General features: G+C 62.5%; 13 protein-coding genes and 3 tRNA genes. 10 read left to right on the forward strand and 6 right to left on the reverse strand.

The window, feature by feature from the left end; genetic code table 11:
- Positions 1–111 precede the first annotated feature (111 nt).
- Positions 112–1,359 carry an MFS transporter gene (locus H6851_06950; protein MCB9943346.1) on the forward strand — a complete coding sequence of 416 codons (1,248 nt, stop codon included), beginning with the start codon at positions 112–114 and terminating at the stop codon, positions 1,357–1,359.
- 26 nt (positions 1,360–1,385) lie between these two features.
- Here the strand turns inward: H6851_06950 and H6851_06955 are convergent, their stop codons facing one another.
- The 5 genes from H6851_06955 to H6851_06975 all read right to left on the reverse strand — a co-directional run bounded on the left by H6851_06955 (position 1,386) and on the right by H6851_06975 (position 5,888).
- Positions 1,386–2,615: a PLP-dependent aminotransferase family protein gene (locus H6851_06955; GenBank protein ID MCB9943347.1), complete on the reverse strand. Its 1,230-nt coding sequence runs from the start codon at positions 2,613–2,615 to the stop codon at positions 1,386–1,388.
- A 129-nt stretch (positions 2,616–2,744) separates the two neighbouring features.
- Positions 2,745–3,959, reverse strand: a complete 1,215-nt coding sequence (locus H6851_06960) for an MFS transporter (protein ID MCB9943348.1) — start codon at positions 3,957–3,959, stop codon at positions 2,745–2,747.
- Positions 3,960–4,143: 184 nt separating this feature from the next.
- Positions 4,144–5,085, reverse strand: coding sequence for a 2-hydroxyacid dehydrogenase (locus H6851_06965; GenBank protein ID MCB9943349.1), 942 nt, complete (start codon positions 5,083–5,085; stop codon positions 4,144–4,146).
- A gap of 28 nt (positions 5,086–5,113) precedes the next feature.
- On the reverse strand, positions 5,114–5,509 hold the full coding sequence (locus H6851_06970) for a carboxymuconolactone decarboxylase family protein (GenBank protein MCB9943350.1): 396 nt from the start codon (positions 5,507–5,509) through the stop codon (positions 5,114–5,116).
- 1 nt (position 5,510) lies between these two features.
- Positions 5,511–5,888, reverse strand: a complete 378-nt coding sequence (locus H6851_06975; GenBank protein ID MCB9943351.1) for a RidA family protein — start codon at positions 5,886–5,888, stop codon at positions 5,511–5,513.
- 113 nt (positions 5,889–6,001) lie between these two features.
- On the opposite strand from H6851_06975, the gene H6851_06980 reads away from it, so the two are divergent.
- Positions 6,002–6,661 carry a ferredoxin gene (locus tag H6851_06980; protein MCB9943352.1) on the forward strand — a complete coding sequence of 220 codons (660 nt, stop codon included), beginning with the start codon at positions 6,002–6,004 and terminating at the stop codon, positions 6,659–6,661.
- 80 nt (positions 6,662–6,741) lie between these two features.
- Positions 6,742–10,233 carry an indolepyruvate ferredoxin oxidoreductase family protein gene (locus H6851_06985; protein ID MCB9943353.1) on the forward strand — a complete coding sequence of 1,164 codons (3,492 nt, stop codon included), beginning with the start codon at positions 6,742–6,744 and terminating at the stop codon, positions 10,231–10,233.
- A 21-nt stretch (positions 10,234–10,254) separates the two neighbouring features.
- On the opposite strand, the gene rlmB is transcribed toward H6851_06985, so the two are convergent.
- Positions 10,255–11,184: a 23S rRNA (guanosine(2251)-2'-O)-methyltransferase RlmB gene (rlmB, locus tag H6851_06990; GenBank protein MCB9943354.1), complete on the reverse strand. Its 930-nt coding sequence runs from the start codon at positions 11,182–11,184 to the stop codon at positions 10,255–10,257.
- 63 nt (positions 11,185–11,247) lie between these two features.
- On the opposite strand from rlmB, the gene H6851_06995 reads away from it, so the two are divergent.
- From H6851_06995 to rplK, 7 genes are all read left to right on the forward strand, one after another.
- Positions 11,248–11,333, forward strand: a tRNA-Tyr gene (locus tag H6851_06995).
- Positions 11,334–11,367: 34 nt separating this feature from the next.
- A tRNA-Gly gene (locus H6851_07000) sits at positions 11,368–11,441 on the forward strand.
- A gap of 56 nt (positions 11,442–11,497) precedes the next feature.
- Complete coding sequence (gene tuf, locus H6851_07005) at positions 11,498–12,688, forward strand: elongation factor Tu (protein MCB9943355.1); 1,191 nt, start codon at positions 11,498–11,500, stop codon at positions 12,686–12,688.
- A 127-nt stretch (positions 12,689–12,815) separates the two neighbouring features.
- A tRNA-Trp gene (locus H6851_07010) sits at positions 12,816–12,891 on the forward strand.
- A gap of 52 nt (positions 12,892–12,943) precedes the next feature.
- The gene (gene secE / locus H6851_07015; GenBank protein ID MCB9943356.1) at positions 12,944–13,141 is read left to right on the forward strand and encodes a preprotein translocase subunit SecE; all 198 of its coding nucleotides are present in this window, start codon (positions 12,944–12,946) and stop codon (positions 13,139–13,141) included.
- Positions 13,141–13,671 (forward strand): transcription termination/antitermination protein NusG, encoded by a 531-nt coding sequence (nusG, locus tag H6851_07020; GenBank protein ID MCB9943357.1) that lies wholly within the window; start codon positions 13,141–13,143, stop codon positions 13,669–13,671. The genes secE and nusG overlap by 1 nt, the downstream gene beginning before the upstream one ends.
- Positions 13,672–13,746: 75 nt before the next feature.
- Complete coding sequence (gene rplK / locus H6851_07025; GenBank protein ID MCB9943358.1) at positions 13,747–14,178, forward strand: 50S ribosomal protein L11; 432 nt, start codon at positions 13,747–13,749, stop codon at positions 14,176–14,178.
- Position 14,179: the final 1 nt, after the last annotated feature.

Consider the following 14,179-nt stretch of genomic DNA (forward strand, 5'->3'; position numbering starts at 1 on the left):
GATATGAGCGCCGCCATGCTTTTGTCGGCGCGACGCGCATGCCGTTTGCACGCATGTGCCTTTTCCCCGCATCGACTAGTGTCATGTTTCGTTGCGGACCAAGGACGGCTCATGCTTGTCACCATCAGATCCAACTGGGCGCTACTCGTCGGCATCGGGTTGCTCATGCTCGGCCATGGGCTGCAGGGCACCCTGCTCGGTGTGCGCGCAGTCATCGAGAACTTCTCGTCGGCGACCACCGGTATCGTCATGTCCGGCTATTCGCTGGGTTTCCTTGCCAGCGCGGTCATCACCCAGAAGTTGGTTCGTCATGTCGGCCATGTACGGGTGTTCGCGGCACTCGCGTCGGTGGCATCCTCGGCCATCCTCCTGCATTCCGTGCAGGCGGAGCCGTTCACCTGGTTCATTCTCCGCTTCATCACCGGGTTTTGCATGAGCGGCGTCTATGTGATCGCCGAAAGCTGGCTCAATGCCTCGACGGACAATCAGCATCGCGGACAGCTCCTGTCCATCTACATGGTGGTCCAGCTTTCAGCCTGGGCCTGCGGGCAGCTCCTCCTGAACCTCGACGATCCGGCCAGCTTCGGCCTGTTCATCATCGTTTCGGTTCTGGTATCGCTTGCGGTCGTTCCCCTGCTGCTGTCGGCGGTGCCGACTCCGGTGGTCTCGGCTCCAAGCAAGTTCAGCCTCGGAGATCTCTATCACACCTCGCCGCTAGGTTGTATCGGCATGGTCGCCGTGGGCGTCAGTCAGGGCAGCTTCTACAGCATGGCGGCGGTGTTTGCGCGGAACATCGGCTTCACCGTGGCCGATATTTCCATGATGCTGGCGGTGGCGACGTTTGGCGGAATGCTGCTGCAATGGCCCATCGGCCAACTCTCCGACAAGCTCGACCGTCGTACCGTGCTGACCGTGGTGACCCTCGTCGCCTCGCTTGCGCTGGCCCTGGCGCTGCTGCTGGGCCTCGATGATCCGCTATCGCTCTCGGTCGCCTTTTTCGTCTATGGCGGCATGTGCCTGCCCATGTATGCCCTGTGCATCGCGCACACCAACGACTATCTCGACAGCGACCAGATGATCGGAGCATCCAGCACGCTGGTGTTCGCCAGCGGACTCGGCATGGTGGCGGGTCCGCTGATCGTGGGCCAGTTGATGAGCGTCCTCACGCCGTTCGCCTTCCTCGCCTTCATCTCGATCGTTCATGGCGCACTCGGGCTGTTCGCCATCTACCGCTCGCGGGTCCGTTCTTCCGTACCCCTGGATGCGCAGGGGCAGTATGTCTACATCCCGACGGCCGCTCCCACGGTCATGGTCACCTCGATCGCCCAGGAGGAAGCGGCCGAACAACTCGATTCCTGATGGAGGCGACCGGGGAGGGCGGCAGGTCAGGCGGCGCTGGCCGTAGTTCCCTTCGCCGCAATCCGCTCGATGAGACCGGCGAGACGGCGGATGCCTTCCTCGATGAGCGGAGCATCGTTCATCGAGAAATTGAGGCGGATGGTCGATGCACCCGAGCCGTCGGCGAAGAACGCCTTGCCCGGGACGAACGCCACACGTTCCTCCGCCAGCGAGCGTTGCAGCAGGGCTGCCCCGTCGATATCCGCCTGCATGTCCAGCCAGACGAACATGCCGCCTTCGGGCCGGGTCCAGCGCACGCTCTCAGGCATGTGCCGCTCCAGCGCGTCGAGCATAGCGTCGCGCCGCTGACGATAGACCTCGGTATTGCGGGCGGCCTGGGTGTCGAAACACCGGCGAGCCAGCTGCTCGATGATCATCTGGTTCAGGGGCGGGCTGTGAAGGTCGCTCGCCTGCTTGGCAAGGACCAGCTTCTGCACCAGCCGCGCCGAGGCACAGATCCAGCCCACCCGCAGGCCGGGTGAAAGGGTCTTGGAAAACGTGCCGCAGTAGGCGGTGATCGTGTTGTCGATCCCGCCTGCTGCGGCACAGTCTATGGCTAGGCACGAGGGGACGCTCTCGCCCTCGAAGCGCAGCGCACGATAGGCTGCGTCCTCGATCAGCGGTACGCCCGTTCGCCGCAGTCGTTCGACCAGCGCCTTGCGCGCCTCGAATGACAGTGTTTCTCCCGTGGGATTGGCAAAGTCGGGGACCAGATAGGCCACCGTCAGCCCATCGTCGAGGCCATCCGGGTTGTCCGGATCCAGAACGGAATAGGTGGGCTCATAGGCGTTGAACGCCTGTAGCGCACCCAGATAGGTCGGGGCGGTGACAGCGATCCGGTCGCCGGGATCGACCAGCAGCTTGGCCAGCAGGTCGAGGCCCTGCTGCGAGCCGGTGGTGAGCAGGATATTGTCGGTGGTGCATGCGACACCTTCGCGCGCCATGTACTCGACCAGCCACTGGCGCAGCGGCATGTAGCCCTCGCTCGGCGCATATTGCAGCGCCTGGATACCGCTCCGGCGATCGGAGAGCAGGCTGGCGGCGATCTCACATGCCTCGTCGAGCGGGAACAACTCGCCTTCGGGAATGCCACCGGCAAAGGAAATCACGTCGGGCTGGTCGAGCAGTTTCAGCAACTCGCGGATCTCGGAAGCCTGCATGCGGCTGGTCCGCCCGGCCAGGGCTTGCAACCAGGAATTGTCAGGCTCGATGGTCATGAATAATCTCCCCGGATAGGTCCCTCAGCCTGAGGGGTACGCATGATCCCGGCAGACCCAGGTCGTCGTCAACCGGAACATTGTGACCCGGACAAAATGGTGTGTTCATCCGTCTTCGTCGATATTCCCTCATCGTTGCGCAGGCCGCCGCAGGGCAATGACGGTCAGGGCGGTCGCCATCAACGAATAGGCGGCACAGCCCAGCAGCAGGACGGGAAGGGCCATTCCGTTGTCGATGCCGAAGCCGAAGATCGGCGGTCCCAGCGCACTCGCGAACACGCCCAGCGACATCATCAGCGCCTTGATCGCGCCCAGATACCGTCGGCCGTACAATTCCGGCCACAGGGCGCTCATTGTCGTCTGGTTCATGCCGACATGGACGCCGATCGCCGTCATGAACAGCCAGGCGCCCGAAGGCGCGGCGGACAGTGCGAGGATCACCAGCGCGGCGCACATGACCGGCATGGTCAGGGGAGCGATCCGCGCCGCCGTGAACCGGTCGATGGCCGTCCCGGTCAGCAGCCCGACGGCCACCTTGGTCACGGCGAAGGCGGTGAAGGCCAGTGCGAAGGTGGAAAATTCCCATCCCTTGGTGGCGACGATCACCCCCTGGTGAAAGAACACGGCTGTAAGGATCCAGGCCGGTCCGGTCGTGGTCGGCAGCATCAGCCAGAAACGCGGGTCACGCAGGACTTGTGCCCGCGACCATGACGGTATCTCGTCGTCATACGGGGCATCGTCGATGCCTCTCTTCGGCGTCCGTTCGCCGTGCCAGACCAGCATCAGACACAAGGGGGCCAGGATCGCGGCGACAATGGTGGCGAACAGCCACCAGACGTCGCGCCATTGCATTGCGCCCAGCAGAACCACCACCAGCGGCGGCAGCAGCGCCTCGCCGATGGGTGCGCCGAGGCTGGCGATGCTGATGGCCTTGCCGCGATTGCGCGCGAACCAGCGGGCCATGCAGGTGATCGCGATATGTGTGGACATGCCCTGACCGCACAGGCGCAGCATCAAGAAGGCGATGGTAAGCGTGACAACGCCCGTGCTCGAGGCCAGCACCGCTCCCGCCGCCGCCAGCCCCACGAGGGTGAAGCCCGTGATCAGATGGACCGGATTGTGATCGATGGCCCGCCCGATCCAGAACAGCACCAGACTGCCGAAAATGGTGCCTATCGCATAGAGGCTGGCGAAATCGGCGTGTCCGAGCCCCAACTCCTGCCGGATCGGTTCATTGAACAGGGAGATGAAGAACGTCTGTCCGAGATTGCCGGTAAAGGTCAGTACTACCCCGAAGAACAGCCACCGCGCCTCGGCACGAACGAAGGAAAGGTAGGATTTCAAGGAATGAAAGTCCAATCATGGCACGAAACAACGCCAATGCTCACAAAGGTCTACGCTCAGGGCGACAGGTATTCAACCACCCGTCTGTCAAGGTCCGGGAGCCGGGGAAAGCCTGGTCGGGAACCCTTCGCACGGGACGGGTCGATCGCCGGCGCCAGGATCTTGCGGTGTTCCTCGGGAAGCGTCAGCCGACGGGCGTCAGCACCTTCTTGCCAGAGAAATGTGCCGCAAGGTTATCAACGACCAGTTGTGCCATGGCGTCACGGGTTTCGACCGTGCCGCTGGCCATGTGCGGTTGAAGCACGACATTGGTCATCTGCCGCAATGCGTCCGGCACATGCGGCTCCCTTGCGAAGACATCAAGTCCCGCTCCGGCAATTTTCCCCTGTTGCAGGGCGTCGACGAGGGCAGATTCGTCGACGACGCTGCCGCGGGCGATGTTCACCAGATACCCGTCATGGCCGAGGGCCTCCAGTACCGCGGCATTGACGAGGCCATGCGTTGCCGGGCCGCCCGGGCAACACAGCGCCAGCACATCGCTCTGCCGTGCAAGTTCGACGAGGTCATCGACATGGGTGTAGGCGACACCCTTGTCGCTGCGGTTGTGATAGCTCACGCTCATGCCCAGCACCTCGGCCCGGCGCGCCAGCTCCATGCCGATGCGCCCCAGGCCGAGGATGCCGAGCCGCTTCCCGCGCGGCGTGTGCCCGAGCGGGAACGGCCCGTCCGCCGGCCAGCGGCCGTTGCGCACATAGCCGTCGGCCTGAATCATGTTGCGCATCGTCATCAGGATCAAGGCGATCCCCATGTCGGCAACTTCTTCACTGAGGATATCCGGCGTATTGGTGACGATGACCGAGCGTTCCCTCGCTGCCGGCAGGTCGATGGCGTCGACACCTACGCCAAAACAGGAGATGATCTCCAGATTGGGCATCTTGTCCATCTGGGCTGCACTGACGCCATACTCGCCGATGGATACGGCTCCCGTGATGCGTTGGCCCACATCGGCCAGAAGGGCTTCGCCATCCTGTGCCTTGTAGTAATGATGACATATGTAGGTCTCTTCGAGCGCGGCCATCGCCTTCGGGCGGATGGGGGCAACGATCAGGATTTCCTGCTTGCTCAAGAGCGAAACTCCCTTTTCTTCAAATGTCTCAGACCTGGAATTGCTCGTCGACCGGGACCTTCATGGCCGTCACCATCGCATTGCCCTGCGATGCAAGCCCCACGACCGCCAGGAATTCGTTGTACTGTTCCTGCGTCAGTCCTTTCGCCCGGGCAGCGGCCGTATGCGAATGAATGCAATACTCGCAGCTGTTGGCGATCGAGATGGCCACATAGACCAGCTCCTTGGTCAGCGGATCCAGCGCTCCCTTTCCCATCACGGCCTTCATGCGTTCCCAGAACTGGCGCATGGCTGCCGGATCGTTGGCCATCGCCTTCCAGAAATTGTTGACATCATCCACGTTTCTCGTGGCCTTGATCTCATCGAAGACAGCTTTTGCGTCGCCCTCGACCTCGTCCTGCCCGAGCAGCCTGACCGTTGCCATGTCAGCCTCCCACCGGCTTGTAGGCGATGGCCTCGACCTCGACCTTGCCGCTGATCATGAGCTTGCTTTCGACGCAGGAGCGGGCCGGGAGCGGCTCCTCGAAATAGCCTACATAGATCTTGTTGAACCGGACAAAGTCGCGTGCGTCGTCGAGCCAGCAGGTACACTTGACGACATCGCCCATGTCGCAGCCTGCTTCCTCCAGCGCGGACCTGATGTTGTCCATGACCTGCCGGGTCTCGACCTCGATGGAGCCGGTCACGAGATTGCCATCCTTGTCAAATGGTACCTGTCCCGAAACAAAGACGAAATCGCCGGCACGGACGGCCTTGGAGTAAGGCATTCCGGCGGGTGCTTTGGTGGCGGCCTGACGTGGCATCGGAGTTCCTCCCCTGACAGTGTGAACGTGGCCTGTTCGGACCCGTTCACATCACTCATCGACATGCCCGTGAAATGCAACCAAAACGTCCGGGATCAACGACATGAGGCATCATGGACAAGCTGCCGCCACTTGTGACTCCGATCGAAAACGCCGGCTTCATCGTGCTTGGCTCGTTCGCGCTCCAGTCCGCCGACGGGGCGGGGGAAGGCTTTGTCGTCCTTGTCGGCAGCGGAGGAGCCGCATTCGAGCGCACTTTCTTTGCCAGTGCTGAAGCTCGTGACGGTATCGTTCATCCGCTCGACCGCTGGACCCGGCGGACCCTCGGGGCAATCGCGCAGGATCTCGGTGGCCACCTTGTCCTGCCTTTCGATGGACCGCCCTATCATCCGTTCCAGCGATGGGCCCGGCGGGCCGATCCGCGTTTCCACATCTCTCCGCTGGGCCTCCTGATCCACCCGGTCCACGGACTGTGGATCGGATTGCGCGGTGCGATCATCCTCGACTCCGACCCGCAGCTATCCGCGCACCGACCCGAGCCGTCTCCGTGCGATGATTGTCGCTCGCGTCCATGCCTGTCGACGTGTCCCGTGAGCGCATTTGACGGTCAAGGCTATGATGCCGACGGCTGCAGGGAGCATCTGCACGGTCCACATGGCCGGACGTGCCTGGAGGGCGGCTGCCTTGCACGTCATGCCTGTCCCGTGGGTGCGCCGTGGCGTCAGGGAGCACGCATGGCGAGGCTGCACATGCGCGCCTTCGCACGGGCCTGAGATCGCCGCCGCCTCGCCGGGACTGACCTGCATGGTTCTTTTCTGCTAAGAAGGGGCATGCAGACAGGGGAGGAAAAACGGTGGCCGGAGACCTTACCGTCACGCTCGGCGACAAGTATGAACTCGCCAGTGGCCGGATCTTCCTGACCGGTATTCAGGCGCTGGTCCGGCTGCCGTTGGTGCAAAAGGAGCGCGACCGTGCGAACGGGTTGAACACCGCCGGTCTCGTCACCGGCTACCGCGGTTCGCCGCTGGGAGCCTATGACCAGCAACTGGCTCTGGCGACAAGATATCTTGCGGCCTCGGACATCATTCACCAGCCCGCCGTCAACGAGGACCTCGCGGCTACGGCATGCCAGGGAACCCAGCAGGTGGGGCACATGCGCGAAGGGCGCTTCGACGGCGTCTTCGCCATCTGGTATGGCAAGGGACCCGGCGTCGATCGTTCGGGCGATGCCTTCCGGCACGGCAATCTGTTCGGTTCATCGAGGCATGGCGGTGTCCTGCTGCTGCTGGGGGATGACCACATCTGCGAAAGTTCGACGACGGCTCACCAAAGCGAATACGCGATGGTCGACGCATTGATTCCTGTCCTCAATCCGGCAGGTGTGCAGGAGATCCTGGAGTTCGGCCTGCTGGGGATCGCCATGTCGCGCTTCAGCGGCGCCTGGGTTTCGCTCAAGTGCATTCATGATACGGTCGAAGCCACCGCGAGCATCGATGTCGGCCCCGACCTTCCGGCGATCCGCCTGCCAGATGAACACGAAATCGAAGCCGGCGAACGCAACCTGGATCTCGATACCCGCAAACCCCTGCCTCGCGTCGCAGTCGATCTGGAACGCCGGTTGAAGACGGTGAAGATGGAAGCTGCCCGCGCGTTCGCGCGCGCCAATGCCATCGACAAGGTCGTGATGGGCGACGAGCGGGCGAAACTGGGGGTCATCAGCTGCGGCAAGTCCTATCTCGATCTGGTCGCGGCCCTGGCATTGCTGGGCATCGACGAGGGCCAGGCACGTCGGCTCGGCCTGCGAATCTACAAGGTCGGCATGGTCTTTCCACTCGAACCGCTGATGCTGGAAACGGCCCTGCGCGGGCTGGAAAAGGCGATGGTGATCGAGGAAAAGCGCGGCCTGATCGAAAGCCAGGCGAAGGAGCTGCTCTATGGCGGCGACGTGCGGCCCGTGATCATCGGCAAGGAGGACGAGATGGGAGCGCCGCTGTTCCCGTCCCATGGCAGCCTCGACGCCAATATCATCGCCGTGGCCATCGCCCGCCGTCTTCTGGATCTGGGCGAGGATGCCCAACTGCGGCGGAGGCTTGAGGCGATCGAGGCGGCGATGTCCGCCCATTCGGGTTTCACACCGGCCATGGTGCGCTTGCCGTGGTTCTGCCCCGGTTGCCCGCACAATACGTCGACCCGGGTGCCGGAAGGCAGTCAGGCGATGGCAGGTATCGGTTGTCACACCATGACAATCTGGATGGACCGCGAGACGTTCGGCTTTACCCAGATGGGGGGGGAGGGGGCATCATGGTGCGGAGAAGCTCCCTTCAGCAAGACCGGCCACATTTTCCAGAATGTCGGTGACGGCACATTCTTCCATTCGGGATCCCTCGCCATCCGGGCAGCAATCGCCAGCGGCCAGAACATTACGTATAAATTGCTGTATAATGATGCGGTGGCCATGACCGGCGGCCAGAAGATGGAAACGGGCAACCTTTCCGTCCCGCAGATCTGTCGCATGCTCGCAGCCGAAGGTGTGGCCGAGACCGTCGTGGTGACCGACGACGTCGGCAAATATCCCATCGCCGCGGGCTTCCCCCATGGTGTCAGGGTCCGCCATCGGGACGATCTCATGGAAGTGCAGAAACGGTTGCGCCGGATCGCAGGCGTGACCGTCATCATCTATGACCAGACCTGTGCTGCAGAGAAGCGGCGGCGCCGAAAACGCGGACGCTTGGCCGACCCAGATGAGCGAATATTCATCAACGATCTGGTCTGCGAAGGTTGCGGCGATTGCGGCGTGCAATCCAATTGTGTCGCCATTCAGCCCCTTGAGACCGATTTCGGGCGCAAGCGCCGCATCGACCAGTCAGCCTGCAACAAGGACTATTCCTGCATCAAGGGCTTCTGTCCGTCGTTTGTCAGTGTCCATGGTGGAAAGCTGCGCAAGCCGGCGCGGCAGGAGGTGAGCGCATTGGGCGCATTGCCCGTACCGACGCTGCCCGGATTGACGGCGACGATGGGCATTCTGGTCGTGGGCATCGGCGGTACCGGCGTGGTCACGATAGCGGCCCTGCTGGGCATGGCCGCCCATATCGAGGGCAAGGGCGTGGCCGGCCTCGACATGATCGGACTGGCCCAGAAGGGAGGAGCCGTTGTCTCGCACCTCAAGCTCGCCCCTGATCCGGCCGGAACCGGTTCGCCTCGACTGACACATGGCGGAGCGGATCTGGTGATCGCCGCCGATCTGGTCGTTGCGGCCGGTCCCACGGTCATTCCGCTGATGCGGCATGGCCGGACGCGGATCGTGCTGAACACCGAGCAGACCACGACCGGGCACTTCATTCACAATCCGGACCTGGAGTTCCCGGCCCAACGTCTTGAGAAGGACATCGAGGGTGCCGTGGGCAAGCTGGCGATGCATCCGCTCGATGCGACACGATTGGCCGAACGACTGCTGGGCGATGCCATAGCGGCCAACGCGCTGCTCCTGGGCCATGCATGGCAACTGGGCCTCCTGCCGTTGCAACGGGAATCGATCCTGCACGCCATCGAGCTCAACAATGTCGCCGTGGACCTCAACAGGGAGGCCTTCGAATGGGGCCGGTATGCCGCCCATGATCCTGATGCGGTGGCACGATATGCCGGGCTGGAGACGCAGGCATGCGAGCAGACCCTCGATGACATGATTGCCCAAAGAACATCTTTCCTGCTGGCCTATCAGGATCGGGCCTATGCCGAGCGCTATTGCAACCGGGTGGCAGCAGTCCGCCATGCCGAGCGCAGTGTCGACGATTCGAGCGAAGCGTTGTCACGAACCGTGGCCCGCTGCCTCTTCAAGCTCATGGCGGTCAAGGACGAGTACGAGGTGGCGCGCCTCTATACCGACGGTTCGTTCCAGCGCCAGCTATCAGCACAATTCGAGAGCTACGAACGGTTGGAGCTGCATTTGGCTCCGCCACTCCTGGCCAGCCGGGATCCGGCCACCGGCCACCTCCTCAAGAAGCGATACGGTCCCTGGATCTTCAGGGTGTTGCCACTGTTGGCGCATATGCGTCGCTGGCGCGGCTCATGGTTCGACATCTTTTCGCGCACGGCCGAGCGTCGTCGCGAACGTGCGCTCATGGCCGGATACGAGGTTTTGCTGGATCGTCTCATGCGGGAACTCACATCGCGAAATCTCGCCGCAGCCATCGCGCTTGCCGGCGTTCCCGAACAGATCCGGGGCTTCGGCCATGTGAAGGAACGCCACATCGAGCGTGCGAAGAAGCGGGAGGCCGATCTGCTTCGCGCTTTCGATGAGGCGAACCGGCCCGCTCCATATCGGTGCAGTCAATCCCTGCAATCGTGAACGTCCGTCAAGCGGGGTAATTCACTCCCGGTCCTTGCGACTCAGTTCGTAGAGAGCAACGGCGGCGGCCGTGGCGACATTCAGGCTTTCCATGCGCCTGTCCATCTCGATCCGGACGATCTCGTCGCAACTCTCCCCGACCAGCCGGCGGATGCCGCTGCCTTCGGAGCCCAGGACCAGCACCCGTCGCCGGCTCGGCCCGGTTTCGGCCAATGTCCGGTCACTTTCGCCGTCCAGGCCGGTGATCCAGAAATCCGCCTGTTTGAGGCGTTCGAGCGCACGTGACAGATTGACCACCTGAACGATGGGGACCATGTCCAGTGCACCTGCGGCGGCTCGGGCTGCTGCACCGTTGAGTTCGGCGGACCGGCGTTCAGGAACGATGACTGCGCGAACGCCGAAACCGGCCGATGCGCGCAGGATCGCTCCGAAATTTCGGGGATCGGTGATCTGGTCGAGGGCGAGGAACAGGCTGCGTTCCGGCTGGATGGCGATCACTCGTTCGAGCGTGAGTGTCGGCAGTGGCTGGACTTCCACGGCCACACCCTGATGAACGGCATCGCGTGGCAGTCGGCGGGCGAGATCTTCCGGCGAGACGGGGGTGATGCGTAGTCTGGCCTTGTGCGCCGCGTCACCCAGCCGGCCCATGCCTTCCTCTGTCGCCAGCAAGGCCTGAACCTGCCGCCGTGGATTGCGGATGGCGGCGGCTACCGCGTGCAGCCCGTAGAGCAGGAGGCTGCCGGATGAACGTTCCCGACGTTGTCCGCCGGCGGCACCGGTGCGCCGCCCCTGATGGCGTGGAGGCGCGGTTTCGGCATTGCCGGACCGTGGTGATGCTCTCGGTCCGGTTCGGTTGCCACCGGCATCACTTCGCTTGCCCGGGTGATCGTGAGGAGCGGATCTCCTCCCGGTTCGGGAGTTTTTGTCTCTTGTTCTGTTGTTATCGGCCATTGCGGTTGACATCTCTGTGAGAACGGCGATATTCCGCGCGCGTTTACGGCCCGGACCGGGAACGGAGGGGTGGCCGAGTGGTTAAAGGCAGCAGACTGTAAATCTGCCCGCGACAGCGTACGTAGGTTCGAATCCTACCCCCTCCACCAACCGGAACCATGCCGGGCCGTTCGTCGGTCATCAGCGGGTGTAGCTCAATGGTAGAGCAACAGCCTTCCAAGCTGAAGATGAGGGTTCGATCCCCTTCACCCGCTCCAGCTCGACGAAACTGACAACGTCATTGCGCGAACGCAGGTAACTCGGGAAACCGGCCATGGCCAAGGAAAAGTTTGAGCGAACGAAGCCGCATGCGAATATCGGGACGATTGGGCATGTGGACCACGGGAAGACGACGCTGACAGCGGCGATCACGAAGGTTCTTGCGGAGTCGGGCGGTGCGGCGTTCACGTCGTATGACAACATCGACAAGGCTCCCGAGGAGAAGGCTCGCGGCATCACGATCAACACGGCGCATGTCGAGTACGAGACGCCGAGCCGCCACTATGCGCATGTGGACTGCCCTGGCCATGCGGACTACGTGAAGAACATGATCACCGGTGCGGCGCAGATGGATGGTGCCATCCTGGTGGTTTCGGCGGCGGACGGCCCGATGCCGCAGACGCGCGAGCACATTCTGCTGGCCCGCCAGGTTGGTGTGCCGGCGCTTGTGGTGTTCATGAACAAGGTTGACATGGTCGACGACGAGGAGCTGCTTGAGCTGGTGGAGCTCGAGGTTCGCGAACTTCTGTCGGCGTACGAGTTTCCCGGCGACGACATTCCGATCATCAAGGGTTCGGCGCTGGCCGCTCTCGAAGGCAGCAACAACGAGATCGGGCACGATGCGGTCCTCGAACTGATGAAGGCGGTGGACGAGTTCATTCCGCAGCCGGAGCGTGCCGTGGACGGGACGTTCCTGATGCCGATCGAGGACGTGTTCTCGATTTCGGGTCGCGGGACGGTGGTGACGGGCCGTGTGGAGCGTGGCGTGATCAAGGTCGGCGAGGAGATCGAGATCGTCGGCATCCGTCCGACGACCAAGACCACCTGCACGGGCGTGGAGATGTTCCGCAAGCTGCTGGACCAGGGTCAGGCCGGCGACAATGTCGGCGTTCTGCTGCGCGGCACCAAGCGGGACGATGTCGAGCGTGGCCAGGTGCTGTGCAAGCCGGGTTCGATCAAGCCGCACACGAAGTTCAAGTGCGAGACCTACATCCTGACGAAGGACGAAGGGGGGCGTCATACACCGTTCTTCTCGAACTATCGTCCGCAGTTCTACTTCCGGACCACCGATGTGACGGGCTCGATCAAGCTGCCCGAGGGCACGGAGATGGTGATGCCGGGCGACAACGTGACGATGGAAGTCGAACTGATCGCCCCCATCGCCATGGAACAGGGCCTTCGCTTCGCCATCCGTGAGGGCGGACGTACCGTCGGTGCCGGCGTCGTCGCCAGCATCGAGGATTGATCTTGAATAAAAAGCCGTAAAAATCAGGGCTTTTTGTCAGGCGGGGCTTGCAAGCCCCGCCGTGAGGCCCTAGAAGACGCCGGCGTCGGCGACCGGAATGTCGTCGACGGTTGCCGTTCGGGCGCTTAGGAGTGTAGCTCAATTGGTAGAGCACCGGTCTCCAAAACCGGGGGTTGGGGGTTCGAGTCCCTCCACTCCTGCCATGGCGTCCAAGAGAGTCCCTGTTGATCGGGGTGGCTATTCGGGTGGGAGACGATGGTAAAGACATCGCCGGCAAAGTTCGTCCGTGAGGTTCGTCAGGAACTCGCGAAGGTCACGTGGCCTTCGCGGCGCGAGTTGACGTTCACGACGATCAGTGTCTTCGCCATGTCGGCGTTGGCCGCATTGTTCTTCTTCGTCGTCGACCAGCTCATAGCCTTCGGAGTACAGTTGATCCTGGGATTTGGCGGCTGATGGCGATGCGTTGGTACATCATCCATGTGTATTCGGGTTTCGAGAAGAAGGTAAAGGAATCCATTCTCGAACAGGCCGAGCAGAAGGGCATGAGCGATCTCTTCGATGACGTGCTGGTGCCGGTCGAGGAGATTGTGGAAGTACGTCGCGGCAAGAAAGTCAATGCAGAGAGAAAATTCTTCCCGGGCTACGTTCTGGTGAAGATGCAACTCAATGACGAGACATGGTCCCTCGTGCGCAATACGGCAAAGGTGACGGGTTTTCTCGGCGGCGGTGGCAAGCCGCAGCCCATTCCCGATGCCGAGGCCGAGCAGATCATGAGCCAGGTCAAGGAAGGTATCGAGCATCCGAAGATGTCGGTCATGTTCATGGCTGGCGAACGGATCAGGGTCACGGAGGGGCCGTTTTCCACTTTTGAAGGTGTTGTTGAGGAGGTGGAGGAAAGCAAGGCGCGCCTCAAGGTGTCGGTATCGATCTTCGGGCGGGCAACTCCCGTCGAACTGGAATATTCGCAGGTCGAGAAGCTCTAGGCCGGGCTTTCGACAGTGTGTCAGCGGGAGCGTTCACGCAGGTGGGCGCGCTCGAACCGCAAGCAGGAGTAGTACATGGCCAAGAAGATCCTCGGTTACATCAAGCTCCAGGTGCCGGCTGGCAAGGCCAATCCTTCGCCGCCGATCGGTCCGGCTCTCGGTCAGCGCGGACTCAACATCATGGAGTTCTGCAAGGCGTTCAACGCGGCGACGCAGGGCATGGAGCCCGGTATGCCGATCCCCACGATCATCACGGCGTTTGCCGACCGCTCGTTCACTTTTGTCACCAAGACCCCGCCGGCGAGCTACTTTCTCAAGAAGGCAGCTCAGCTGCAAAAAGGTGGTCAGACGCCCGGTCGGGCGGTCGCCGGCAAGGTGACGGTTGCCCAATGCCGGGAAATTGCCGAGCAGAAAATGAAGGATCTGAATGCCAATGACGTCGAGGCCGCAACCCAGATGATCATCGGCTCGGCTCGATCAATGGGCCTTGAGGTGGCGGAGGGCTGAG

The organism is Geminicoccaceae bacterium (assembly GCA_020638465.1).
In the GTDB taxonomy this organism is placed as follows: domain Bacteria; phylum Pseudomonadota; class Alphaproteobacteria; order Geminicoccales; family Geminicoccaceae; genus JAGREO01.